Annotated in this window: 19 protein-coding genes; 16 read left to right on the top strand and 3 right to left on the bottom strand. The window is 72.9% G+C overall.

The genetic code is table 11. From position 1 onward, the window contains the following. Window positions 1–2: 2 nt before the first annotated feature. On the bottom strand, window positions 3–1,730 hold the full coding sequence (locus AAME72_RS10700) for a sodium:proton antiporter (protein WP_348786549.1): 1,728 nt from the start codon (window positions 1,728–1,730) through the stop codon (window positions 3–5). Window positions 1,731–1,756: 26 nt separating this feature from the next. Beyond that, window positions 1,757–2,335, bottom strand: coding sequence for a helix-turn-helix domain-containing protein (locus AAME72_RS10705; RefSeq protein WP_348786550.1), 579 nt, complete (start codon window positions 2,333–2,335; stop codon window positions 1,757–1,759). 193 nt (window positions 2,336–2,528) lie between these two features. On the opposite strand from AAME72_RS10705, the gene AAME72_RS10710 reads away from it, so the two are divergent. After that, window positions 2,529–4,139, top strand: a complete 1,611-nt coding sequence (locus AAME72_RS10710) for an MFS transporter (protein WP_348786551.1) — start codon at window positions 2,529–2,531, stop codon at window positions 4,137–4,139. 79 nt (window positions 4,140–4,218) lie between these two features. Here AAME72_RS10710 and AAME72_RS10715 read toward each other — a convergent pair whose 3' ends face one another. Then, the gene (locus tag AAME72_RS10715) at window positions 4,219–4,761 is read right to left on the bottom strand and encodes a GIY-YIG nuclease family protein (RefSeq protein WP_348786552.1); all 543 of its coding nucleotides are present in this window, start codon (window positions 4,759–4,761) and stop codon (window positions 4,219–4,221) included. A 388-nt stretch (window positions 4,762–5,149) separates the two neighbouring features. Between AAME72_RS10715 and AAME72_RS10720 the strand changes: the two genes are divergently transcribed. From AAME72_RS10720 to AAME72_RS10790, 15 genes are all read left to right on the top strand, one after another. Then, window positions 5,150–5,797: a hypothetical protein gene (locus AAME72_RS10720; RefSeq protein ID WP_348786553.1), complete on the top strand. Its 648-nt coding sequence runs from the start codon at window positions 5,150–5,152 to the stop codon at window positions 5,795–5,797. After that, window positions 5,788–6,279: a hypothetical protein gene (locus tag AAME72_RS10725; protein WP_348786554.1), complete on the top strand. Its 492-nt coding sequence runs from the start codon at window positions 5,788–5,790 to the stop codon at window positions 6,277–6,279. The genes AAME72_RS10720 and AAME72_RS10725 overlap by 10 nt, the downstream gene beginning before the upstream one ends. Next, window positions 6,276–6,584 carry a hypothetical protein gene (locus AAME72_RS10730; protein ID WP_348786555.1) on the top strand — a complete coding sequence of 103 codons (309 nt, stop codon included), beginning with the start codon at window positions 6,276–6,278 and terminating at the stop codon, window positions 6,582–6,584. Before AAME72_RS10725 ends, AAME72_RS10730 begins: the two co-directional genes overlap by 4 nt. A gap of 91 nt (window positions 6,585–6,675) precedes the next feature. After that, window positions 6,676–8,046 carry a ferredoxin reductase family protein gene (locus AAME72_RS10735; RefSeq protein WP_348786556.1) on the top strand — a complete coding sequence of 457 codons (1,371 nt, stop codon included), beginning with the start codon at window positions 6,676–6,678 and terminating at the stop codon, window positions 8,044–8,046. After that, the gene (locus AAME72_RS10740) at window positions 8,043–8,552 is read left to right on the top strand and encodes an FMN-binding protein (RefSeq protein ID WP_348786557.1); all 510 of its coding nucleotides are present in this window, start codon (window positions 8,043–8,045) and stop codon (window positions 8,550–8,552) included. Before AAME72_RS10735 ends, AAME72_RS10740 begins: the two co-directional genes overlap by 4 nt. Beyond that, complete coding sequence (locus tag AAME72_RS10745; RefSeq protein WP_348786558.1) at window positions 8,549–9,307, top strand: FAD:protein FMN transferase; 759 nt, start codon at window positions 8,549–8,551, stop codon at window positions 9,305–9,307. Before AAME72_RS10740 ends, AAME72_RS10745 begins: the two co-directional genes overlap by 4 nt. A 134-nt stretch (window positions 9,308–9,441) precedes the next feature. Further along, window positions 9,442–11,076, top strand: a complete 1,635-nt coding sequence (locus tag AAME72_RS10750) for an ABC transporter substrate-binding protein (RefSeq protein ID WP_348786559.1) — start codon at window positions 9,442–9,444, stop codon at window positions 11,074–11,076. Next, window positions 11,054–12,082 carry an ABC transporter permease gene (locus tag AAME72_RS10755; protein ID WP_348786560.1) on the top strand — a complete coding sequence of 343 codons (1,029 nt, stop codon included), beginning with the start codon at window positions 11,054–11,056 and terminating at the stop codon, window positions 12,080–12,082. The genes AAME72_RS10750 and AAME72_RS10755 overlap by 23 nt, the downstream gene beginning before the upstream one ends. Then, on the top strand, window positions 12,079–12,939 hold the full coding sequence (locus tag AAME72_RS10760; RefSeq protein ID WP_348786561.1) for an ABC transporter permease: 861 nt from the start codon (window positions 12,079–12,081) through the stop codon (window positions 12,937–12,939). Before AAME72_RS10755 ends, AAME72_RS10760 begins: the two co-directional genes overlap by 4 nt. Further along, window positions 12,936–14,654: an ABC transporter ATP-binding protein gene (locus tag AAME72_RS10765; protein WP_348786562.1), complete on the top strand. Its 1,719-nt coding sequence runs from the start codon at window positions 12,936–12,938 to the stop codon at window positions 14,652–14,654. Before AAME72_RS10760 ends, AAME72_RS10765 begins: the two co-directional genes overlap by 4 nt. Next, the gene (locus AAME72_RS10770) at window positions 14,651–16,042 is read left to right on the top strand and encodes an LLM class flavin-dependent oxidoreductase (RefSeq protein WP_348786563.1); all 1,392 of its coding nucleotides are present in this window, start codon (window positions 14,651–14,653) and stop codon (window positions 16,040–16,042) included. The genes AAME72_RS10765 and AAME72_RS10770 overlap by 4 nt, the downstream gene beginning before the upstream one ends. 141 nt (window positions 16,043–16,183) lie before the next feature. After that, on the top strand, window positions 16,184–19,207 hold the full coding sequence (locus AAME72_RS10775) for a hypothetical protein (protein ID WP_348786564.1): 3,024 nt from the start codon (window positions 16,184–16,186) through the stop codon (window positions 19,205–19,207). Then, window positions 19,204–21,906 (top strand): FtsX-like permease family protein, encoded by a 2,703-nt coding sequence (locus AAME72_RS10780; RefSeq protein WP_348786565.1) that lies wholly within the window; start codon window positions 19,204–19,206, stop codon window positions 21,904–21,906. Before AAME72_RS10775 ends, AAME72_RS10780 begins: the two co-directional genes overlap by 4 nt. A 16-nt stretch (window positions 21,907–21,922) precedes the next feature. Next, entirely contained in the window at window positions 21,923–22,828 is a 906-nt protein-coding gene (locus AAME72_RS10785; protein WP_348786566.1) for an ABC transporter ATP-binding protein, read from the top strand. Then, window positions 22,815–23,567, top strand: a complete 753-nt coding sequence (locus AAME72_RS10790; protein WP_348786567.1) for an ABC transporter ATP-binding protein — start codon at window positions 22,815–22,817, stop codon at window positions 23,565–23,567. The genes AAME72_RS10785 and AAME72_RS10790 overlap by 14 nt, the downstream gene beginning before the upstream one ends. Window positions 23,568–23,668 lie beyond the last annotated feature (101 nt).

The following is a 23,668-nucleotide window of genomic DNA, read 5'->3' on the forward strand; positions in this document are numbered from 1 at the left end:
GCTCACCGGGACCGCGAGCGCAGCCGGGTCTCCTCGATGTCGAGCATGGCCTGGGCCTCGCTCAGGATGCGCGACGGGTACGCGCCGCGCGAGCGCTCCAGGAGCAGCCGGTCGCGTTCGGCGTCCACGACCGCGAGCCGCAGGCTGCGGTAGACGTGGTGCGGCCGGCTCTCCGGCGGCTCGTCGAACATCACGGAGCGCTCCCACGCCGCCTCGGCGCGCAGGTAGGTCGTCTGGCGAACCCGCTCGACCACCTCCGGGTCGACCGGCGCGGAGGTGCCTGCTGCGCCCTCCGGATCGTCGAGCACCGCCAGTCCGGTCTCGCTGAGGTCGTCGAGAAGCTGGGCGAGCAGCCGGCGGTCGTCCTTCACGTCGATGCCCTGCAGACCGAGCACGCGGATCAGCCACGGCAGCGTGCCGCCCTGCACGACAAGGCTGACGAACGCGACCGTGAAGGCGATCAGGATGAGCTGCGGGCGGTACGGGATCCCCGTCGGCAGCGACTGCGCCGCCGCGAGCGTCACGACGCCGCGCATCCCAGACCAGCCGAGCACGACGCCGCCCCGCCAGTCGATCGCCTCCTGCCGGTACTCCTCCAGGTCGCTGCGGTGCCGCGTGTAGCGGGCCTCCGCGCGCTGTTTGCGCAGTGCCTGCCAGCGGTAGCGCACCGGGTGATCTCGGAAGTAGCTGATCATCAGCCACTCCCGCAGCACGGCCTTCTCCTGCCGTTCGCCTCGGTGTTTGAGGAAGTAGATGAGGGGGCCGATCAGCACGAAGCGGATGATGACGAGCGCGCCCATCGCGATCAACCCGATGCCGACCGCATCCCAGACGCTGAGGATCTCGGGATGCTTCACGTCCAGGATCAGCGTCCGCAGCTCGAGGCCGATGAGCAGGAAGACGCCGTTCTCGAGCAGGAACTGGATGGTGCGCCAGTTGATCTGGTCGCTGATCCGTGCCTGCGCGGTGAAGTGCCGGGGCGCCGCGTGCCCGGTGTAGAGACCCGTCACGACGACCGCGAGCACGCCGGAACCGTGCAGCGCCTCCGTTGGCGCGAATGCTGCGAACGGCACGACGACGGACAGTGCCGTGTCGAGCACCGGGTCGCTGAGCTTGGAGCGGACCCACACCGACGCGAAGCCGACGACGAGGCCGACCACGAGCGCGATGATGACGGCGGAGAAGAAGTCCAGCACGCCGGAGAGGGGGGTGGCGAGCGTCCCCACCGCGGCGGCGAGGGCGGTGCGCAGCAGCACCAGTGCGGTGGCGTCGTTGACCAGCCCCTCGCCCTCCAGCACCGTCAGCAGGCGGGGCGGGAGGCCGAGCTTGCGGCCGACGGAGGTCGCGGCGACGGCGTCCGGCGGGCTGATGATCGCGCCGAGCGCGATCGCCGCGGCGAGGTTCAGGTCGGGCAGCAGGGTGAACAGGACGAAGCCGGAGGCGAACGCCGTGATCACGACGAGCACGATCGAGAGCCCGGCGATCGGCGCCAGATTGCGGCGGAAGTCGTTGAGCGGGACGCTGATCGCGGCCGCGTACAGGATCGGCGGGAGCAGGCCGTCCAGGATGATCTCCGGCGGCACCTCGATCTTAGGGACGCCGGGGAGCACGGAGAGCGTCACGCCGACCAGCACGAGGATGATCGGGGCGGCGACGCCGAGTTTTCGGGCGAAGGCGGCCACGCCGACGATCACCGCGACGGCGATGACCGCGTAGACGCCCAGCTCCATGCAGTAAGCCTAGGGAACCGCGGCGCTCAGCGGGCGCGGAGGCCGTCGATCGCCATCGCGATCACCCGGTCGCGCTGCTCGTCGTCGTCGAAGGCGACCCCGGCGATACCGGACACCATGCGGATCACGTCGCCGATGGTGGCGTCCTCGCGCAGCTCGCCGGCCGCTTGCGCGCGGCGGATGAGCGGCTCGCCCGCGTCGTACAGGGAGGTGCGACAGCTGAGCATCACCGCGGAGTCCTTGTTGAGGCCCTCCAGCAGAGCGTGCTTGGTGCCGATGTAGCTGACGAAGCGGCGCAGCCACGCCTGGACGGCCGCCCACGGCTCGAGGGAGGTCGCGTCCTGTGCGGCCCGGACCACCGCATCCACCTCGTCGATGTAGACGGCCTCGACCAGGGCGTCGCGGGTGGGGAAGTTGCGGTAGAGCGTGCCGATGCCGACGTTCGCGCGGCGGGCGATCTCCTCGAGGGATGCGCCGGTGCCGTTCGCCGCGAACGCCTCGCGTGCCGCGGCGAGCAGCGCGTCGTAGTTGCGTCGGGCGTCCGCCCGCTGCGGCTTGGCGAGCGGGCTGCGCACGGTCTCTGTCGCTGCTGCGGGGGCGGTCACGGTCTCGAACCTCTCTGGTTGTCCATTCGGGAGTCTGCACGGGACCGTCGTGGCGGGTCCGCGAAACTCGGGGTTGCAAACCGGAGGCACCCTCCGGTAATGTCTTCTACATAACCGGAGGCAACCTCCGATCGGAGCCTCCCTCCAATTGTAGCCCACCATCGGCATCCCTTCGAGAAAAGGAACAAACCTGATGTCTCGATCCCGTCCCGCCGCCACCTTCGCCGTCCTGGCCCTGAGCGTCGGCTCCTTCGCGACCCTCCAGTCGCTCGTCGTCCCCGTCCTCCCCGTCATCCAGTCTGACCTGCACACGACGACCGCAGGCGTCACCTGGACCATGACCGCCTGGCTCATCGCCGCGGCGGTCGCAACGCCCCTGCTCGGCCGCGTCGGCGACCTCGTCGGCAAGCGCCGCGTGTTCGTCCTCGCGCTGCTGGCCGTCGCCCTCGGCAGCGTGATCGCCGCCGTCGCGCCCAACATCGGCGTCCTCATCGGCGGCCGTGTCGTCCAGGGCCTCGGCGGGGCGATGTTCCCGCTGGCGTTCGGCATCATCCGCGACGAGTTCCCTGCCCGCCGGCTGCCCTCGGCGATCGGCGCCATCGCGTCCGTCATCGCCATCGGCAGCGGTCTCGGCACTGTGCTCGCCGGCCCGCTCGCCGACGCGCTCAGCTGGCGCGGCCTGTTCCTCGTCCCCGTCGCGCTGACGGTCACGGCTGCGGTGCTCGCGCTCGCGATCATCCCCGAGTCGCCCACCCGCGCGACCGGTGGGGTGAACCCGTGGGCGGCCGTGCTGCTCTCCGGCTGGCTGATCGCGCTGCTGCTTCCGCTCAGCACCGGCTCGCAGTGGGGATGGGCGTCCCCGCAGGTCGTCGGCCTGTTCGTCGTCGCCGCTGTGCTCCTGGCGGCGTGGATCGTCGTCGAGCTGCGTTCCCGGCACCCGCTGGTCGACATGCGCCTGATGCGCGAGCCCGGCGTGTGGTCCATGAACGCGGCCGCGATCTTCATCGGCGCCGCGATGTTCTCGGTGTTCTCGTACTTCCCGCGTTTCGTGCAGACCCCCGCCAGCACCGGCTATGGGCTCGGCGCGAGCGTCGCGGAGTCGGGGATGCTGATGCTGCCGATGCTCGTCACCATGGCGGTCACCGGGTTCGCGAGCGGACCGCTCGAGCGCTGGCTCTCGTTCCGCGCTCAGATCGTGGTCTCCGCCGTGCTGATGGCCGCGGCCAGCCTGTCGCTCGCGTTCTGGCACGGTTCCCTTCTCGCCGTCGCGACCGCGTCCGGCGTCTTCGGAATCGGCCTCGGCCTCATCTACGCGGCGATCACGAGCGTGGTCGTCCAGAGCGTCCCAGCCACCCAGACCGGCATCGCCAGCGGGATGAACGCCAACCTGCGCACCGTTGGATCCGCGCTCGGCGCCGCCGTGATGACGGCGCTGGTCACCGGCACCCTCGGCGTCGGCGGTCTGCCGGCGGAGGCCGGGTACACCGAGGGCTTCGCCACGGCGGGAGTGCTCGCGCTCGGCGCGGGCGCCGTGACGGTGGCTGCCGCCCTCGTGGTCAGGGCCCGGCGTGCCAGCGCGTCGGCGGCGGCGGACCTCGCGGCGGTCGCCGGACTCGCCCGGCTGGAGGCCGAGGTGGCCGGCTCGGACCGCACCGTGGCCGTGCTGGAGCCGGCGGTGCCCGACGGGGACCGCGCGGTGTCCATCCTCGACGCCCGTGAGGCGGAGGCGGCGGAGATGGCGCGCCTCGCCGCGAAGCTGGACGGCGACGACCGCGACACGGTGACACAACCCGCCGTGGCCTGACCCACACACACGTCTGAGGCCGAGGGGCGAGACGTTGCGACCGACGCCGATGGCGTGCGCAACGACCCGCCCCTCGGCCTCAGGCGCGCAGGGCGGCCGCCTCGCTGCGCCAGCGGGCGAGCAGCGCCCAGGGGTCCGGGGCGCCCGCGCGCACCGCATCCACGTGGGCGAGCAGGTCGTCGGCCGTCTCGAACCACTCGGTGCCCGGGATGCGCAGGCCCGCGAACTGCGCGTGTCTGCGCTGCTCGAGCACGCGATCCCCGCGCTCGAAGGCGAGCACCTCGTCGTGCGGGAGGCTCGTGAACCGCTGCGCGGGGTTCGCCGACGTGCCGATCTTGATCCGGTCGCGGAAGCGCAGGTAGTAGACGACGTCGACCCGCGACGACGTGACGCCCTCCGGCGGCAGCTCGCCCGCACGCCACTCGCAGACGGCGCAGACCCAGCCGGAGGGGTAGCGCACCCCGAGCCGTGACCCGCAGAAGGCGCACGGCGCGGGCAGCAGGTCGGTCATCCCGTACTCGCCGTCCACCCAGTCGTGCGCGACCAGGAGGTGTGGAAGGCACAGCGGAAGCGGCGCCCCCGGATGGGCGGCGGCACCGCACACGGCACAGGACTCGGTCACCCGGCGAGGGTAACCCGCACCGCCGACGCCCGCGCGAACGGGCGGCCGTGGATGGCGGGAGACCGCGCATCCGTGCACGGAGGGGAGGAGGGTGAGCCCCCGAGCAGCCGCGGCGAGGCACTGCTTCTCGGCGCTCCGGCGGGCGTCCGCACGGGTATCTCGATCGAACAGTGAGTATCGACGCCGCTCGCTGCTTTCCTTGGTCGGTGTTCAGTCATCCATCTGCGCGTGAACGTCGGTCCGCGGCCGATCATCTACGTTGCAGGCGAAGCATTGAGGGTTGCGTTCGCCGGTGTCGTTGGGGCGACGCGTGACGACGATGCCGAGCGGGAGGTCGTGCTCGGGGTGGACGTGGTGGACGACGTCGCCGACATCGCGTGCGATCGGGGTGCTGGCAGGACTCGTCGCGTTGTCCGGTGGTGCCAACGTCCTGGTGAATGTCGCCGGTCTGATTCGGCTGGCGCTCCGGAATGACTTCGACGTGCCGTTGGCGGTGATCGCCGTCGCGGTCGTCATCATCGGCGTTCTCGCATGGTCGGCCGCCGTCGTTCTCCCACTCCGCGGCGCGGCACGGTTGTTGGAGCGAAGGCGCGGCGGAGCGACCATGCTCGTCTTCGCTGCTCTCTTCCGGCTCGCAGGAATCTTCGCGACCGCCACGGGATTCGTCTTCGCCACTGTCGTCGCCGTCCTCGCCACTCTGGCCCTGCTCGGGGCGGCCGCGGCCGGGATCCGGGAGACGAGGAACTCGCCGTCCCCGATCGTTGTCTACGACACCTTCCCCGGGCCTCTCGGGAGGACGCCCCGAACCGTGAAGGCCGCGCGACGGCTCGCGCTCTTCGGGGGCCTGGTGGGCGCACAGGCGTTCTATCTCAAGCAGGCGTGGAAAGGGATGCTATCGATCACGCTCCTCGCCCTCGCGTTCGTCAGCTGGGACTCGCCGCTCGTCTGGGTTTTCGCGGGCGCGCTCGTCGGCATCGTGTGTCTCGATTTCCTCGGCGCGCCTGATCGAGTGGAGACGATCAACGGATGGCTGTGATCAACGCCGAAGCCGTCGGTGCGCGCGGGCGGCACCGGAGGCGGCGCGCGGCCGTCCCCCTCCTTCTTGTCGCCGCGCTTCTCGCGGGGTGCAGCAGCACCACAAACCTCAGAGGCTATGCGACGAGCTTGGAGGCCGCCCACGCGAGTGATCCAGAGGCGACCGAGCGTTGCGGTTCGTGGGTGGGCGACGGGGCGTCGAGGTGGTCAGTCGTGGCAGCGCGCGACAGCGACATGCAGACGATCAGAACGCTCGCCGCGTCGTCTCCCGTCGCGATGGAACAGATCACCGACGTGTGGCCCGACCGTCAGGGGTACGCCGCGATCTGCGTGACGAAGCCGGCGGACGATCCCGGCAGCCGACTGTTCTCCATCCAGCTCCGCGACGGGGAAGGGGTTCTGCTCGACGCCTGGCGGACAGACGGCGATCGGCCGCTGCCGCGAATGTCGGGCAGTTCTTCCGGCAGGAGTGACGAACGATGAGCGTGCTCGTCCTCTTGGGCCCGCTCGGCACCGTCGCGGCCGTCGGAGGTGTCGCCATCTGGCGGATGGAGGCGGCGCGTCGCCGAGTCCTCTCGAGCGATGGAGTGGAAGGGATCGTCGCGGGCAAGCGCGTGAGCGCCGAGCACGGTGAGCTGCGACTGCCGGCACACGGCACCGCGCCCGGTGCCATCATGGTGACGCCGACCTCGTACATCCTCACGATCGCGACGTCGCACGGGGAACGGGACCTCGTCGTCGACGAGGACACGCTCGCCTCCTACGAGATCGGCGACAGTTTCCCGTAGGCCCACAGGCACGGGCGGCTCCATAGGCCATTCCCAGGGCGCTTCCAGCCGCGCTAAGAATCCGGAAAGGAAAGTCCGGGATCGTCGAAGCATGACCAGCATCGCCACCCCGCGCCGCGTCTCCGCCCGCGCCGACGACGCGCCGCGGCAGCGGCGGCGGCAGCGGGTCCTGCGCACGGTGCTGGTTGCGGGGTTCCTCGCCGTGCTCGCGATGTGGTGGGTGGATGTGCCCGCGGCCTACGCGGCCACGCCCGCGGCTCTCGCCACCACGGCGGGCGAGCTGACCGGCCTCGTCGGCGCGTACCTGGTGTGCGTGCAAGTGCTGCTGATCGCGCGCATCCCGTGGTTCGAGCGCGCCGTCGGACTCGACCGGCTGGTGCTCTGGCACCGGTGGGTGGGCACCTCCGTGGTGCTGCTGGTGGTCACGCACGTGCTGTTCATGGTGCTCGGCACGATGATCCTCGACCGGTCGCTGCCCTGGGACGCGTTCCTCGGGGTGCTCCGCGACTACCCCGACATGCTCACCGCCCTCGTCGGCACGATCGCGTTCCTCGCCATCGGGCTGAGCAGCGCGAGGCTGCTGCGGGCCCGGCTCTCGTACGAGGTCTGGTACTGGTTGCACCTGACGACGTACGTCGCGATCTTCCTGACCTTCCTCCACCAGCTGAGCGGCGGCACCCACTTCGTCGCCAACCCCGTCAACCGGGCGGCGTGGCTGCTGCTGTATCTCGGAACCGCGGCCGCCGTGCTCACCTGGCGGTTCGTCCTCCCGACCGCTCGCGCCTGGCGGCACCGGCTGCGGGTGGAGGCGGTGGTCGCCGAGAACGCGGGCACGACGTCCGTCTGGTTCCACGGCCCGCACGTCGACGAGCTGGGCATCCGGGCGGGCAACTTCCTGCTGTTCCGGTTCCTGGCGCGCGGTCACCTGCTGACGGCGCACCCCTACTCGATCTCGCGCGTCCCGCATCAGGGACGGCTGCGCATCACCGTCGGGGCACTCGGCGACCACTCGACGCTCGTGCGCCACCTGAAGCCGGGGACGCTGACCTTCGTCGAGGGACCGTTCGGCCACTTCACCGCCGACCGCGCGAGCCGGGAGCGCATCCTGCTGATCGCCGGCGGTGCCGGGATCGGGCCGATCCGCGCGCTCGCCGAGGAGCTGACCGCGCGCGGGCATCAGCCGGTGCTGCTGTACCGCGCCCACTCGGTGGCGCACCTCGCCCTGCTGCCCGAGCTGCAGGCGATGCGCGGGCTGACCGTGATCCCGGTGACGGGCCGGCGCGCTGAGCTCGGCTACGACCCGCTCGGAAGCGCCGCGCTCGCCCGGCTGGTGCCGGACGCGCACGCCCGCGAGGCCTTCATCTGCGGGCCGGAGGGGATGGCCGTGACCGCCGAACGATCGCTGCGGGAGCTGATGGTGCCGCGGCGCTTCATCCACCGAGAAGAACTGAGCATGGCATGAGACAAAGACGATGGCGCGGGACCCTGCTGTTCGCGGGCATCCTGACGGTCCTGGGACTGACGGTCGGCGTGCGCCTGTACGGCGTGACGCAGCCGGAGAGCGCGCAGGTGTCCGCGCTGGCCCCGCGCAGCACGGCGAGCGCGGCGGCCACACCGAGCACCACGGCGACCGCGAGCCCGAGCGCGTCCGCGTCCCCGAGCGCGACCGCGTCCCCGAGCGCGACCGCCGACCCGGCGGCCAGGACGATCGACGGCGACACGGTACAGACGCGCTACGGCGCGATCCAGGTTCGGGTCACGCTCAACGGCTCGACCATCACCGCGGTCACCGAGCTGCAGTCCCCGGACCGCGACGGCCGCAGCGTCGAGATCAACCAGCAGGCCGCCCCGATGCTGGAGCAGGAGGTGCTCGCCTCGCAGTCGGCGAAGATCGACACCGTGTCGGGGGCGACCTACACGTCGGAGGGCTACATCCAGTCGCTCCAGTCCGCACTGGACAAGGCGTGAGGCGCGTCGAGACGGTCATGGGCATCCCGATGTCGGTGGACATCCGGGAGGCCGACGAGGCGACAGCGGCGCGCGCGGCCGAAGCGGCGTTCGCGGTGCTGCGGGAGGCGGACGCCCGGTTCAGCCGGTACCGCGCGGACAGCGAGGTGAGCGCCATCCTGGACGGCAGGCGCACCGAGGCGGACGCGAGCCCCGACCTGCGCGAGGTGCTCGACATCGCCGCGCGCGCCAGGCTCGCCACCGGCGGCGCCTTCGACGTGCGCGGACCGGACGGCGAACTCGACACGGACGGCGTCGTGAAGGGCTGGGCGGCCGCGCGGGCGGCTGAAGCGATCCGCCGCCACGGCGTCCGCGTGTTCTGCCTGAACGCGGGCGGCGACGTCGTCGTCGGTGCGGCGCCCGCCGGGTCGGAGGGCTGGAACGTCGGCGTGCGCTCGCCGGAGTCGCCGGAGCGGATGCTCGCCGTGCTCACGGTGCGGGATGCGGCGGTCGCGACGTCCGGCGCCTACGAGCGCGGCGAGCACATCCGCGACGCGCGAACCGGCGCCCCGGCGCGGGAACTCGTCAGCGCGACCGTGTTCGCGGCGGACCTGACGACCGCGGACGTGCTGGCGACCGCGGTCTTCGCGCTCGGCGAGGCCGGCGTGCCCTGGGCGACCGGCCACGGCGCGCGCGGGGTGCTCGCGGCGGCGGCCGACGGCCGCATCCTCGCCGCTGGCACCCTGCCGCTGGCCGCGTCCCAGCGCCCCGCATAGCGCGGAGGAGGCCGGGCGACCAGCCCGCGTGACGCCGTGTTTCGGGCCGAAACACGGCGTCACGGGCGGTCGACAGAGGGTGGCGGAGTTCGCATCCTGGGACGCACCCCATCGACGTATCCCAGGAGTCCCTCATGCGTTCCCGTTCTCTCCGCCCCCTCGCCGCAGCGGCGCTCGTGCTCACCGGAGCCATCGCGCTGTCGGCGTGCGCGAGCGGCTCCGCGGCCTCCGGTTCCGGCCAGAAGGTCGACGGCGGCACCATCGTCTACGCCCACCAGCAGGAGCCGGCCTGCGTGTTCGGCGGCTGGATCGAGCAGGCCTACCTCTCGTACCAGGTGCTCGACAACCTCACCTCGCTCGACGCCGACCACACGGTCGTGCCGTGGCTGGCCACCGCGTGGAAGCAGTCGGCCGACGGCCTGACCTGGACGTTCACGCTCAAGAAGGGCGTCGAGTTCACCGACGGCACGCCGCTGACGGCCGCGGCCGTCGCCTACAACTTCGACTACTGGGTGAAGGGCGGCAACAGCACCGCCAAGGTGTGGCTCGACGGGTACTACAAGAGCGCCGTCGCCGTCGACGCCCAGACCCTGCAGGTGAACCTCGCCAAGCCGTACCCGCGGCTGGCCGACAACCTCAGCCAGGGCTACTTCGGCATCCAGTCGCAGCACGCGCTGCAGACCCGGACCCAGGCGCAGAACTGCGAGGCGCCGATCGGCACGGGCGCGTTCACGGTGTCGAAGTGGAACCGCGGGCAGGACATCATCCTGAAGAAGAACAAGGACTACACCTCCCCGCCGGCCAACGCCAAGCACACCGGGCCCGCCTACGTGGACGAGATCGACTGGAAGTTCGTCGCCGACCCGACCACCCGTGTCGCCGCGCTGCAGGGCGGCCAGGTGGATGCGATCTACGACGTGCCTGCCGTGCAGTGGAGCGTGCTGAAGAACGGCGGCTACCAGCTGGAGAAGTACGTGACGCCCGGCCGTCCGCAGCAGATCTCGTTCAACACCGCGGTCGGTCCGTTCACCGACGAGCGCGTGCGCCAGGCGTTCGCGTACAGCCTCGACCGCAAGCAGATCGTCGACACGATCGGCCGCGGCGTCATCCCGTTCGAGGGCAACGGCGGCGTCAGCCAGGCGACCCCGGGCTACAGCGAGAAGGCGGCGGGGCTCTACAGCCAGGACCTGAAGAAGTCGGCGGCCCTGCTGGATGCGGCGGGCTGGAGGAAGAACGCCTCCGGCGTCCGTGAGAAGGGCGGCACGACGCTCACCGTCACGCTGCCCTACGGCGCGGGCTCGATCATCAACGCCGACGGCGCCGCCATCCTCCAGGGCGTCAAGGAGCAGGCGGCGAAGGCCGGCTTCGACGTCAAGCTGGTGCCGGTGCCGCAGAGCGAGTTCTTCTCCGGCAAGTACTCGACGCCGGACTCGTACGACCTGCAGGCCGGGTACTGGACCAGCGTCACCGCTGGCATCCTCTACATCAACTGGCGCCCGTCCACCGCCGACCACCCCAACTACTCGAACAGCGCGTTCTACAACGACGCGACGCTCGAGCAGTACATCCTCGAGGGCAACTCGGCCACCACGGTGGACGCGCAGAACGCGGCCTACCAGAAGGCCCAGGACTACATCGCCGAGCACGCCCTCTCGATCGGCGTCTACGACCGGCTGAGCACCCTCGCCGTCTCGCCGAAGCTGCACGACGTCTGGCAGGAGCACGCACAGGGAGGGCCGACGTTCTATGACGCGTATCTCACCAAGTGACACGGTCGCGGAGCGGCCGGAGGCGGCGACCGCGGTCGTCTCCTCCGTCCGTCCCCGCCGGGCTCGGGCCGTCGGCCTGACCCTGCTGAAGAAGGTCGGCGCGGCGCTCGTCGTGCTGTGGGGAGCGGCGACGGTCGCGTTCTTCGCGCAGCTCGCGCTTCCCGGCGACCGGGCGACGACCATCCTGAACATCCGGGCCGGTCAGGCGCAGCAGCGCACGCCGGAGGAGCTGGCTGCGATCAACGCCCAGTACGGCCTCACCAAGCCGGTGATCGTGCAGTACGTCGACTACCTGCGCGGTCTGATCTCGGGCGACTTCGGGACCTCGTACCAGCAGTTCCGCCCGGTCACCCAGGTCATCGGCGAGCAGCTCGGCAGCACCGTCGCGCTCTCGCTCACGGCCATCCTGTTCGCCTGGCTGATCATGGTGGTCTGGGTGACGCTGACGGCGGGGCGCGGTCCCCGGCTCGGCGGCCTCGGCTCGACGGTGGACGTCGTGACCGCAGGGCTGCCCGCCTACTGGCTCGGCATCATCCTGCTCCTCGTGTTCGGGCTCGGCCTGCGCTGGTTCCCGATCATCTCCGGCACCGCGCCCGTCGGCATCGTCCTGCCGGCGCTGACCCTCGCGATCCCGCTCGCCGGGTTCATGGCGCAGAGCGTGCGCGCCGAGTTCGAGCGCGCGCTCGAGGCGCCGTTCGTGCTGTCGGCGCGGATGCGGGGGATGGGCGAGTGGGGCATCCGCCTGACGCACGTGCTCCGCCACGCGGTCATCCCCGCGGTCACGCTCTCGGGGTGGGCGCTCGGCGCGACCCTCTCCGGTGCGGTGATCGTGGAGTCGATCTTCTCCCGGCCCGGGATCGGATCGGTGCTGGTCGCCGCCGTCAACTCCCAGGACCTGCCGGTGGTCACCGGCATCGTCACCCTCGTCGCGGTCGTCTACGTGGTCGCGAACCTCATCGTGGACGTCGTCTACACCGTCGTCGACCCCCGGCTGGAGCTGTCATGACCGCCGTCGCCACCACCCCCGTCCGGCCCACCGCGGGCGAGCGTCTGTCCCGCGCCCCCTGGGGCCTCTACGCCGCGATCGCCTTCGCCGTGCTGCTCGCGATCGCCGTCATCGCGCCCCAGCTGCTCACCGTGCACTCGCCGACCGCGACCGACTACGCGGCGTCGCTGCAGGCGCCGAGCTGGGCGCATCCCTTCGGCACCGACGAGTCGGGCCGCGACCTCTACACCCGCGTCGTCTACGGCGCGCGGGACTCGCTCACCATCGGGCTCGGTGCGGCCGCGGTCGGCGTCGGGCTGGCGCTCGTGCTCGGCACGCTCGCCGCGCTCGGCGTCCGGCCGGTCGCCGCGGTGATCGACCGGTTCGTCGAGATCCTGTTCGCCTTCCCGGCCCTGCTGCTCGCGCTGCTGCTCATCGCGATCGCCGGCCCGAGTGCCGCGACGCAGGTGCTCGCGGTCGGCATCGGAACGGCTCCGGGGTACGCGCGGATGATCCGTGGCCAGATCCTCGGCGCGAAGAACTCGGGATACGTGGAGGCGGCGACCGCGCTCGGGCACTCGCGCTGGCGGATCGTGCGCGCGCACATCCTGCCGAACGCGCTGCGTCCGCTCGTCGCCGTGTTCGCGCTCTCGATCGGCCAGTCGATCGTCTGGGCGTCGAGCCTGTCGTTCCTCGGTCTCGGTGTCGCGCCGCCCGCGTCGGAGTGGGGCGCGCTGCTCGACGCGGGCCGCGCGTACCTGACGACGGCCTGGTGGCTCGTCGTCATCCCTGGACTCGTCATCGTCGCGGTCGCGCTGGCGGCCACCACCATCGGGCGGCACATCCAGGCCCGCCTGGAGAGAGGGGAGCGCTCATGAGCGTGATCACCGAGACCGAGGATGTGGACGTCGCCGAGCTCGACTTCCCCGCGGTGCGACTGCGGGTCCGCGGGCTGCGGACCGGCTTCCGGGTGGACGGCGCGCTGCGTCCCGTCGTGCACGACGTCGGCTTCGACCTGCTGCCGGGGGAGTGCGTCGCCATCGTCGGCGAGTCCGGCTCCGGCAAGTCGGTCACGGCGCGGAGCCTCGTCGGTCTCGCCGGGAGGAACGCCGTCGTGCACGCGGACGAGCTGACCATCCATCACCGGGACGCCCTCGCGTTCGGTCCGCGTCAGTGGCGGCGGGTGCGCGGCAGGGACATCGGCTTCGTGCTGCAGGATGCGCTGGTCTCCCTCGACCCGCTGCGTCCCGTCGGTCGGGAGATCGCCGAGGCGCTCCGCCTGCACGGCTGGGGCGACCGTCGGGCGCGCGCCGCGAGGGTGCTCGACCTGCTGAAGAGGGTCGGCGTCCCGTTCCCCGTGCAGCGCGCCAAGCAGCGGCCGGACCAGCTCTCCGGCGGCCTCCGCCAGCGCGCGCTGATCGCCTCGGCCATCGCGCTCGACCCCGACATCGTGATCGCCGACGAGCCGACGACCGCGCTCGACGTCACTGTGCAGGCCCAGGTGCTCGCGCAGCTGGAGGGGATGAAGGATCGGGGCGCGTCGCTCATCCTGATCAGCCACGACCTCTCGGTCGTCGCCCGGCTCGCCGACCACATCCTCGTGATGCGCGGCGGCGAGGTGGTGGAACAGGGGCCGTCCGCCGAGGTGCTCGGGGATCCGCAGCACGACTACACGCGCGCTCTCATCGCCGCCGTTCCGAGCGAGGCGACGCGCGGCCGGGCGCTCACTCCGGGAGCGCCGGAGCCTGCGCCGAGACCCGCCCTCGGCGACGTGGTCCTGAGCGGCCACGACCTCGAGAAGCGTTTCCACACCGCGGACGGCACGGTCACCCGCGCCGTCGACGGCGTGTCCTTCGAGCTGCGCGCGGGGGAGACGCTGGGCATCGTCGGCGAGTCCGGGTCGGGCAAGAGCACCACCGCGCGGCTCGCGCTGGGGCTCGAGAGCCTGGACGGCGGAACCGTGACGCTCCTCGGGCACGAGTTCTCGGCCCTGCCGGAGCGCCGCCGCCGCGCACTGCGCGGCCGCATCTCCGTCGTCTACCAGGACCCACTGAGCTCGTTCGACCCGCGCTGGACCGTCGAGCGCATCCTCGTGGACGCCCTGCGCGGCGAGCGCTTCCGGTCGGCGGCCGCGCGGGACGCACGGGTGCGCGAGCTGCTCGGCCAGGTGGGACTTCCCGAGTCGGCCCTGCCGCGCTTCCCGCTGCGGCTCTCCGGCGGCCAGCGGCAGCGCGTCGCCATCGCGCGCGCCCTCGCGCCTCGTCCCGACGTGATCGTGCTGGACGAGGCGGTCTCCGCCCTCGACGTCACCATCCAGGCCCAGATCCTCGACCTGCTCGTCGGCCTCCAGCGCGCGTCCGGCGTCGCGTACCTCTTCATCTCGCACGACCTCGGCGTCATCAGCCACCTGAGCGACCGCGTGCTCGTGATGAAGGACGGCCGGGTCGTGGAGGAGGGCACCGCCGAGGCGGTGTTCGAGCGGCCGCAGCACCCGTACACTCGGGACCTGATCGCGGCCATCCCCGAATTCGATCCGGCGGGCGCCTCAGAAGGCGCGGCCGCACGCACCATCCAGAAAGGCGTCGAGAAATGACGGCCGAGCGCAAGCAGCTCTTCGTGAACCTCTTCGAGATGGCGTGCGTGAGCCACATCACGCACGGCCTCTGGCCGCTCCCCGGCAACAACCGGGAGCGCTTCGCCGACATCGACTACTGGCTGGAGCTGGCGCAGCTGCTCGAGCACGGCGGCTTCGACGGCATCTTCCTCGCCGACGTGATCGGCGCGTACGACGTCTTCCGCGGGGGTCCGGAGACGGCGCTGCGGGAGGGGCTGCAGAGCCCGAACCTCGACCCGTTGCTCCTCGTCCCGGCGATGGCGGCCGTGACCGACCGGCTCGGCTTCGGCGTCACGTTCTCCACCACGTACGAGCCGCCGTTCGCGTTCGCCAGGCGCATGTCGACGCTCGACCACCTCACGAAGGGCAGGATCGGCTGGAACGTCGTCACCTCCTACCTGCCGAACGCCGCCCGCAACTTCGGGCTCGACGACGAGGTGCCGCACGACGAGCGCTACCGCAGGGCCGAGGAGTACCTGGATGTGCTCTACAAGCTGTGGGAAGGCTCCTGGGACGACGACGCGGTGGTCGCGGACCGTGAGCGCCGGGTCTTCACCGATCCGGAGAAGGTGCGCTACATCAACCACGTCGGCGAGCGGCACCGCGTCGCCGGACCGCACATCGTGCATCCCTCCCCGCAGCGCACGCCCGTGCTGTTCCAGGCCACCGGCTCTCCGGCCGGGATCGCGTTCGCTGGCCGGCACGCGGAGGTCGTCTTCACCGGCGGCCGGACGAGCGCGGAGTTCCGCGCGGCGGCCGACGGGATGCGCGGGGCGGCGGTGGATCAGGGCAGGCAGGCCGACGACATCCGCTTCATCGCGATGGCGGGCGTGATCGTCGGCCGCACGCAGGAGGAGGCGGAGGACAAGTGGCGGCTGTACCAGCAGCACTCGAGCCTCGACGGGATCCTCGCCCACAGCAGCCTCCCCGTCGACTTGACGGCGTTCCCGCGCGACATCACGGTGCGGGAGGCGCTCGCCCGGGCGGAGTTCCCGCCGGAGCGGGTGCCGTTCCTGCCGCTGGACAAGACGGTGGGGCAGGCGCTGGACTTCGTGAAGAACAGCAGGGACGACCGCTTCCTCGTTGTCGGCGACCCGAAGACCGTCGCCGACGAGATCGAGCGCTGGCTCGACGAGGACGGGCTGGACGGCATCAACCTCCGCCAGTACCACTCGTTCGACACGGCACGCGACTTCGCCGAGCTGGTCATCCCGGAGCTGCGCAGGCGGGGCCGGTTCCCGCAGGAGGGCGAGCGCTCCGGCACGCTGCGCGAGCGGCTGTTCGGCGCAGGCCGCGCCCGGCTGCTGGAGAACCACGCGGGCGCACGTTACCGCGGAGGCGCGGAGCTGCTCACGGCGACGCGCTGACCGTCCCGCCGCCGACGGCGACGACATCTGTGCCACATCGTGGGAAAGCGCCGGCGATTCCCACGATGTGGCACAAATGTCCCAGTCGGCGGAGGGTGCCGGCTGGGCGGATTTCCGCGCGTGTGCCAGTAGGTTGAGGGAATGCGTGCAAAGCCGGACCGGGGGGCAGCGGTCCGCCCGTTCTGGCTGCTCCGGTCGCGCGCCCAGGCGGGCACGCTGGCCGCGACCGGGCTGGTGGTCGTGGTGGTCGCGTTCCTCGCGAGCGTGATGGCAGGTCTGGCGCTGCGCTCGCCGGACGCGGCCGTCCGCGCGACGCTCGCGGAGGAACCGGCGGCGGTGACCTCGCTCGCGCTGCAGGCGACCGCCTCCTCCGACGCCGAGGCGCAGGATGCCGCCGTGCGCTCGGTGATCGGCTCCCGGTTCCGCGGGGCGCCGATGGATGTCGATGCCGTCTCGTTCGTGCCGTCCGCGGCCGTCTCCGGCGGCGGGTCCGCCCTGCTGCTGGTCTCCGACCGCGCGCTCGAGGATCGGGTCCGCTTCGTCTCGGGCAGGGCGCCGGGGGCGGGCGAGGCGGCCGTCGACGCCGCCTTCGCCCGCGCGCACACGCTGAAAGCGGGGGATGCGCTCACGTTCCGGGCCGCCTCCGGACCCGTCCGGGTGACCGTCTCCGGCGTCTGGCGGCCGCGGGATGCGGCGGCGCCGGCCTGGCTCGGCGTCACGAGCGGGATCGGTGCGACCGACGGTCGCGTCATCGCCGACCGGCGAGTGGCCGACGCCGCCGGGGACGGCATCACCGCCCAGTGGACGCTGGCCCCGGACGCGGGCCGGCTGACGGCCGCCCAGCTGCCGCGCCTGCACCAGGGGCTCACGACGGTCCGCGACGCGCTCAGCGAGGACGCGGTGGCCGGCAGCAGTCCGTTCTCGGCCACCGGCGGCGCCGCCGCGACCGCCACGGCCATGCAGCGTTCCGTGCTGGCCCTGCAGGCGGTCATCCCCGTCCCGCTCGCGGTGCTCGCCGTCTGCTCGGTGATCGCCCTGGTGCTGCTCGTCCAGCTGCTGGCGGCCGCGCGGCGCGTGGAGACGCGACTGCTCCGCTCCCGCGGCGTCACCGTCCCGGCTCTGGCCCTGGCGACTGCGGCCGAGTCCGGCGTCGTCGCGATCGCGGCCGTCGTCGTCGGCTCGGGGGTGGCCCAGGCCGTGCTGTCCCTCCTGGTCGGCCCGCCCTCCGGGGTCCTGGATGTGCTGCTCCCGCCGCTCCTGGTCCTCGCCGCGGCGGTCGGCACGGCGACGCTCACGGTCGCCGTCTCCGCGCGCTCGATCACGGACGCGCCCGGTGCGGTGGAGGCGGGGCGCGGCCGCACCGTCGTCTCGGGCGGCCTCACCGTGCTCGCGGTCATCGCCGCCGGCGTGACGCTGTGGCGCTTCGTCGCGTTCGGCCCGGCCGCAGGGGGCACCGCCGTCGACCCGGCCGGGGTCGTCGCTCCCGCGGCGGTGCTGTGCGCCATCGCCCTGCTCGGCCTGCTGCTGTTCGGCCCGGCCTCGGCCGCCGTCGAGCGCGTCGCGGGCCGCGGGCGCGGCGTCGCGGGGGTGCTCCCGGCGCGCCAGGTCGGCCGCGGCGTCGCGCTGTTCGCCGGTCCCGTCGCCCTCATCGTGCTCGCGGTCGGCGCGATCACCTTCGCCGCCGGCTACGCGGGGACGTTCGGCGGCTTCCTGCGCGACTCCGCACTGCTCGTGAACGGCGCTGCGGTCCGGGTCGACCTCGGTGTCGGCGGCAGCCCGCGCGGCGCGGAGGACGTCTCGGGGGCGGAGTCGCTGAGCCATGCTTCGGGCGTCACCGCATCCTCGCCCGCGATCGTCGACGACGGCACGGTGGGCGACACCGATGTGACGGTCGTCGCCGCGGACGCCGCCAGGCTGCCCGCGCTGGTGCCGGTCGGCGGGTATCTGCTCGACACGCAGCGGCTCGCCTCCCGGGTGGCCGTGAAGGATGCGCTGGCCGGCCCCCGCGTCACGGGGACCGTGAACGCCACCGTCGCGCTGACGGCCTCGGCAGGCGCGGCCGAGGTGACCGGCGCGACGCTCTGGTTCGCGAACACGGCGGGCGAGGTCGTGCCGGTGAGCGCGGCGCCCTCCGCGGCCGGCGCCGTCGGCATCCGCGTGCCCTCGGGCGGGTCGTGGCGGTTGGTCGCCGCCGACGTCGCCGTCGCCTCGGTGACGGATGGGGCCGCGAACGTGGAGGTCCGGGTCGCCGGTCTCCCCTCGGCCGCCGCCTCCTGGGCCCTCGCTCCCGCCGCGTTCGGTTCGGCCGGCACCTTCCGCGCCGTCGCCCCGCTCGGCGCGACCGCCGCATACCTCGACGGGAATGCGTCGGTCCGGTTCCTTCCGAAGGCCTCCGCCGCGGCTGTGCCCGTCGCCATCACGGGCGCTCTCGCGGCCGACGATGCGCTCGAGCTCGGCCAGCGCATCGAGCTGAGCGGCCCGATCGGCTCGCTGTCCGCCGTCGTCTCCGACATCGTCCCCGCCCTGCCCGGCACCTCGTCCGAACGCGCCGTGTTCGCCGACCTGCCCGCGCTCGGCGAGCAGTTGCTGCACACGACGCCGTCCGTCACGCGGGCGTCCGCCGTGCTGCTGACCGGCGACGACACGGACGCGATCGCGGGGGCGGCGCGCGCTTCCGCCGGGCCCGATGCCGTCGTCAGCACCGCGTCCGGCGCCTTCGTCTCGCGCTTCCTCTCCGGCGCCGTCATCAGCACCTGGCTCGGTGCGGCGGGATGCGCGCTGCTGGCGGTCGCCGCCATCACGGCGGCCATCGCCGCGGCCCTGCGGCGCCGCCGCGGCGAGGTGATCGTGCTGCGCGCGGTCGGTCTCTCGGGTCGTCAGCAGGCCGGGGCCCGGCGCCTCGAGGTCGTCGGGGTCTCCGTCGCCGCCGGCGTCTTCGGGCTGCTCGGCGGCGTCGTGGTCGTGCTGCTCGTCGGCAACACCCTGGCCAGACTCTCGGTGGTCACCGCGCCCGCCACGCTGTCCGTGCGGGGAACGGTGGATCCGGTCGGCATGGCGGTCGGCCTCGTCGCCCTGGGAGCCGCCGTCGCCGTCGCCGTCTGGGGCTACGGCTCGGCGGTGCGCAGACAGGCCGCCGACACCGCCTACCGGGAGGAGACCCGGTGAGCGCCCGCACGTCCCGGCTCTCCGATGCCGGCCTCGCCGCCCGGTCGCTGCGCGCGTTCCGGGGCGGCCTGCTGCTCCTCGCCGTCGTCGCCCTGATCACCTCCACCGCGCTCTGCGCCTGGCCGCGGATCGCGAGTTCGCTGCTGACGGCCGAGCTCCGGCACGAGCTGGTGGAGGCGGGAGCGGGCGGCCGGGACTTCAGCACCGCCATCCAGGCGAGCAACTCCGGCTTCGGGCCGGTGCTCGAACCCGTCGCCGTGTGGAACGCACTGCCGGCCACCGCCGTCGCCGCGCGCGAGCGGATGCGGCCGCCGCTGCGCGCCGTGACCACCGACGGCGACGTCGCGGCGCGAGCGGCAGCGGGCATCGCTCCGCCGGCCGGGGCCGCGGGCAACAGCCGGTACTCCGCCGTCATGGAGGCGTATCGCGGGCTCCGCTCGGCGGCGCGGCTCGTCGACGGCGAGTGGCCGGGGCCGATCGCGTCGCCGCTCAGGCCGGACGCCGTCGTGCCGGTTGTGATGACGCGCGAGGCAGCGAAGCTGTTCGCCTGGACGCTCGGGCAGGAGCGACGCGCCGGCATCGCCGACGGCGTGCGTCTGAAGCTGACGGGCATCGTCGAGCCGCGCGATCCCTCCGCGGACTTCTGGGACCTCGATCCGGTGCGCGCGAAGGGCCACTACGTGGACGGCGGCGACTCCGGGAAGGACTTCGGCGCCGTGGTGTGGCTCGACCCCGCGTCCTGGCCGGTGCTCGCCGCCCACGCGGACGAGACCTCAGCGGCCATCTGGTACCCGGTCGTCCCGGAACGTTTCACGGTGGAGGGGCTGCCCGCGGCCCGCGCCGCGCTCGGCAACTACCTGGCGTCGCCGCCCGCGGCGACGGTCGGCGGCATCGCGGTGCCGCTCACGTTCGCCACCAGTCTGCAGCGGCCGCTCGACGACTTCCAGGCGCGCGCCCAGCCCGCGAACACGCTCTTCGCCATCCTTGCCGCCGGTCCGCTGGTGGTCGCGCTCACCGTGCTCGCGCTCGGCGCGCGTCTCGTGGTGGCTCGGCGGCGGGATGCGCTGCTGCTGATGGCCGCGCGGGGCGCCTCTCCCGCGCGACTGCGGTCGAGTCTTGCGATGGATGCGGCGATCGCCTCCGTCCCGGCCGCCGCCCTCGGCCTCGGGATCGCTGTCGCTGTCACGCCCGGCGCCGTGCCGCTGGCGGTGCCGGTTCTGCTCGCGGTGCTCTGCGCCGTGCTGCCCCCGCTCGCGCTGGTGCTCGCGGCGGGCAGCCTGACGCCATCGGTCGCACGGGCGACGCGCCCGCGCTGGGCGTGGGTGGCGGAGGTCGTGGTGGTCGGGCTGGCGGTGCTCAGCGTCGTCCTGCTGAGCCGCAGGGGGCTGGAGCCCGCGGGGACCGGCCTCGGCGTCGACCCGCTCGCGGCCCTGACGCCTGTCCTCGTCGCGCTGGCCGCCTGCGTGCTCGTGCTGCGCGTCACCGTCGTGCCGCTCGGCTGGCTCGCCGGCGTGTTCCGCCGCGGTCGGGGCGCCGTCGCCCTGCTCGGCGCGTCCGGTGCGCGCGGGTCGCACGCGGGCGTGCTGTGGCCGGTGTTCGCGCTCATCGCCGGCGTCAGCATCGCGCTGTTCTCGGTGAGCGTGCTCTCCACCGAGCGCTCCGGGCTGGACGGGGGAGCGCGCGCCCGCGTCGGTGCCGACCTGTCGGTGACGGCCGCGTCCACCCTGACCGCGGATCAGGTCACGCAGATCGGGCGCATCCCCGGCGTCGACCGCACGGCCACCGTCGAGTTCGCCGGTGGTGTCGGCGTCAGCGTGTCCGGGCGCACCGAGTTCGTCTCCGGCTACCTGGTCGACCCGCGCCAGCTGGACGCCGTGCAGCAGGACCTGCCGCCGTCGGCAAGGATGTCGACGCCGCTGACCGATGTGATCACCGGCCGCACCGGCGCGATCCTCGGCGGCTGGGACAGCCGTATCCCGGTCACCAGCGCCCTCATCGTCTCCCAGGGCACCAACGTGCATCTCGGCGTGACCGAGCTCGACTTCACCCCCGGCCTGTACCTGCGCGACAGCACCTGGGTCATCATCGACCGCACGACGCTGCCGGCGTCCAGCGAGGTCACCGGCACGCCGCAGACGGTGCTCGTCTCGCTCGCTCCCGGGGCGGATGCGCAGCGCGTGCACGCCGAGCTGGCCCGCATCGGCGGTGCCGGCGCGACCGTGGGCGATGCGATCGCCGAACGTGCCGCCCTGCGCGCGTCCCCGCTCGTCGCCGGGACCGAGAGCGTGGCCCTGCTGTCCATCGCGCTCACCGCGCTGCTCTGCATCGGCGCGCTGCTGCTCACGCTGGTGATGAACACCGCGGCGCGCATCCGGCTCGTCGCCACCCTGCGTACCATCGGGTTCAGCTCGCGGCAGACCGCCGGCGTCCTCGCCTGGGAGCTGGGACCCGTGCTGGTGGTCGGGCTGATCGCCGGGGCCGTGGTGGGACTGCTGCTGCCGGGCGTCGTGCTCGGCCCGCTCGACCTGCGCGGCTTCACCGGCAGCCCGGTGCAGCCGGAGATCGTCCGGGATCCGTGGTTGATCCTCGCCGCGCTCGCCGGCTTCGCCGCCGTGGCCGCCGTCGCGACCCTGGCGGCGCTCGCGGGTGCACGGCGCGCATCGCCCGCCGCCGTGTTGAGGACCACCGGAGGGGGATGAGGGAAGAATGAGTGCCGTGACCGAGAATGCCCGCGCCGACGCGTCGATCCGCTGCGCCGACCTGGTGCGCATCTTCACCGCGGACGGCGTGGAGGTGCAGGCCCTGCAGGGCCTGACGCTGCGGGTGGATGCGGGCGAGCTCGTCGCCATCGTCGGCGCCTCCGGGTCGGGCAAGTCGACGCTGCTCGGCATCCTGTCCGGGCTCGACAAGCCGACCGCCGGCCAGGTGTCCGTCGCCGGCCGCGACCTGCTCGCGCTCTCCAACCGGGAGCGGGTCGACTACCGGCGGCACACCGTCGGCTTCGTCTGGCAGCAGACCTCGCGCAACCTGCTCGGCTACCTGACCGCCCGCGAGAACATCGCGCTCACCATGTCCCTCGCCCGCACCCCTGACCGGGAGCGCCGCTCCGGCGAGCTGCTCGACCTGCTCGAGGTGTCGCACTGCGCCGACCGCCGGCCCACCGAGATGAGCGGCGGCGAGCAGCAGCGCGTCGCGATCGCAGTCGGGCTCGCCAACGACCCGCGCGTGCTGCTCGCCGACGAGCCGACCGGCGAGCTGGACGAGGCGACCAGCGCCGAGGTGCTGGAGGCGATGCGCGGCGTCAACAGGGAGCTCGGCGTGACGACGCTGATCGTCACGCACGACCCCGCCGTCTCCGACCACGTCGCCCGCACCGTGCAGATCCGCGACGGCCGCACCTCCACCGAGGTGCTGCGCCGCACGGGGGTCACGGCGGACGGCGACGAGCACATCGTGGCCGAGGAGTTCGCGGTGCTCGACCGGGTGGGCCGGCTGCAGCTGCCGCAGGAGTACCTGACGACGCTGGGGATGCGCGAGCGCGTGCGGCTCGCGCTCGAGACCGATCATGTCGGCGTGTGGCCGCACGCCGCGGGGGAGGACGACGCCGATGACGACCGCTGAGAGCATCCTGGAACGCGACGACGCCGGGCAGGCGCAGCCGATCCTTTCCGCGGAGGGCGTCGGCCGTGTGTTCGAGACCGACGCCGGACCGGTGGTCGCGCTCGCCGAGGCGACCCTCGCCGTGCATCCCGGCGAGCTCGTCGTCGTGAAGGGCCGCTCCGGGTCCGGGAAGACGACGCTGCTGAACGTGCTGAGCGGCCTCGACAGGCCGACAACCGGCCGGGTCGTGCTCGACGGCGTCGACCTGACCACCGCGGACGAGGCCGAGCTTGTGCGGCTGCGCCGCCGCAGCACGGGCGTCGTCTTCCAGGCGTTCGGCCTGATCCCCGTGCTGTCCGCCGCCGAGAACGTCGAGCTCCCGCTGCGGCTGCTGGAAACCCCTCCGGCCGAGCGGGATGCGCGGGTCGCCGAACTGCTCGATCGCGTCGGCCTCGCCGCGCACGCCAAGCAGCGGCCCACGGAGCTCTCCGGAGGCCAGCAGCAGCGGGTCGGGATCGCCCGGGCGCTCGCCGCCGACCCGCCGCTGCTGTTCGCCGACGAGCCGACCGGCCAGCTCGACAGTGTGACCGGCCGCGCCATCATGGACCTGCTGGTCGAGCTGGTGCACGGCAGCGGCGTCGCGGCGGTCGTGACGACGCACGATCCGCTGTTGATGGCCAGGGCCGACCGCGTCGTCGAGCTGCACGACGGCCGCCTCGCCGCGCAGCAGCGTCCCCGCGGCCGCCACGCCGCCGACTGACCGCGCACCTTCGCCGCGGCGCGCTCTCGTTACATTTGCGCCAAATCGTGGCTCCGACGTGCGCTCGACACACATTTGGCGCAAATGTGGAGGAGCGGTTC

Source organism: Leifsonia sp. NPDC080035, assembly GCF_040050925.1.
GTDB lineage: Bacteria > Actinomycetota > Actinomycetes > Actinomycetales > Microbacteriaceae > Leifsonia.

Excerpts from the sequence above, each read along its gene's own strand:
- AAME72_RS10755 (WP_348786560.1), top strand. The coding sequence starts at position 11,054 with ATGACGCGTATCTCACCAAGTGACACGGTCGCGGAGCGGCCGGAGGCG.
- AAME72_RS10750 (WP_348786559.1), top strand. The coding sequence starts at position 9,442 with ATGCGTTCCCGTTCTCTCCGCCCCCTCGCCGCAGCGGCGCTCGTGCTC.
- AAME72_RS10725 (WP_348786554.1), top strand. The coding sequence starts at position 5,788 with ATGGCTGTGATCAACGCCGAAGCCGTCGGTGCGCGCGGGCGGCACCGG.
- AAME72_RS10740 (WP_348786557.1), top strand. The coding sequence starts at position 8,043 with ATGAGACAAAGACGATGGCGCGGGACCCTGCTGTTCGCGGGCATCCTG.
- AAME72_RS10765 (WP_348786562.1), top strand. The coding sequence starts at position 12,936 with ATGAGCGTGATCACCGAGACCGAGGATGTGGACGTCGCCGAGCTCGAC.
- AAME72_RS10760 (WP_348786561.1), top strand. The coding sequence starts at position 12,079 with ATGACCGCCGTCGCCACCACCCCCGTCCGGCCCACCGCGGGCGAGCGT.
- AAME72_RS10790 (WP_348786567.1), top strand. The coding sequence starts at position 22,815 with ATGACGACCGCTGAGAGCATCCTGGAACGCGACGACGCCGGGCAGGCG.
- AAME72_RS10710 (WP_348786551.1), top strand. The coding sequence starts at position 2,529 with ATGTCTCGATCCCGTCCCGCCGCCACCTTCGCCGTCCTGGCCCTGAGC.
- AAME72_RS10700 (WP_348786549.1), bottom strand. The coding sequence starts at position 1,730 with ATGGAGCTGGGCGTCTACGCGGTCATCGCCGTCGCGGTGATCGTCGGC.
- AAME72_RS10770 (WP_348786563.1), top strand. The coding sequence starts at position 14,651 with ATGACGGCCGAGCGCAAGCAGCTCTTCGTGAACCTCTTCGAGATGGCG.
- AAME72_RS10775 (WP_348786564.1), top strand. The coding sequence starts at position 16,184 with ATGCGTGCAAAGCCGGACCGGGGGGCAGCGGTCCGCCCGTTCTGGCTG.
- AAME72_RS10735 (WP_348786556.1), top strand. The coding sequence starts at position 6,676 with ATGACCAGCATCGCCACCCCGCGCCGCGTCTCCGCCCGCGCCGACGAC.
- AAME72_RS10730 (WP_348786555.1), top strand. The coding sequence starts at position 6,276 with ATGAGCGTGCTCGTCCTCTTGGGCCCGCTCGGCACCGTCGCGGCCGTC.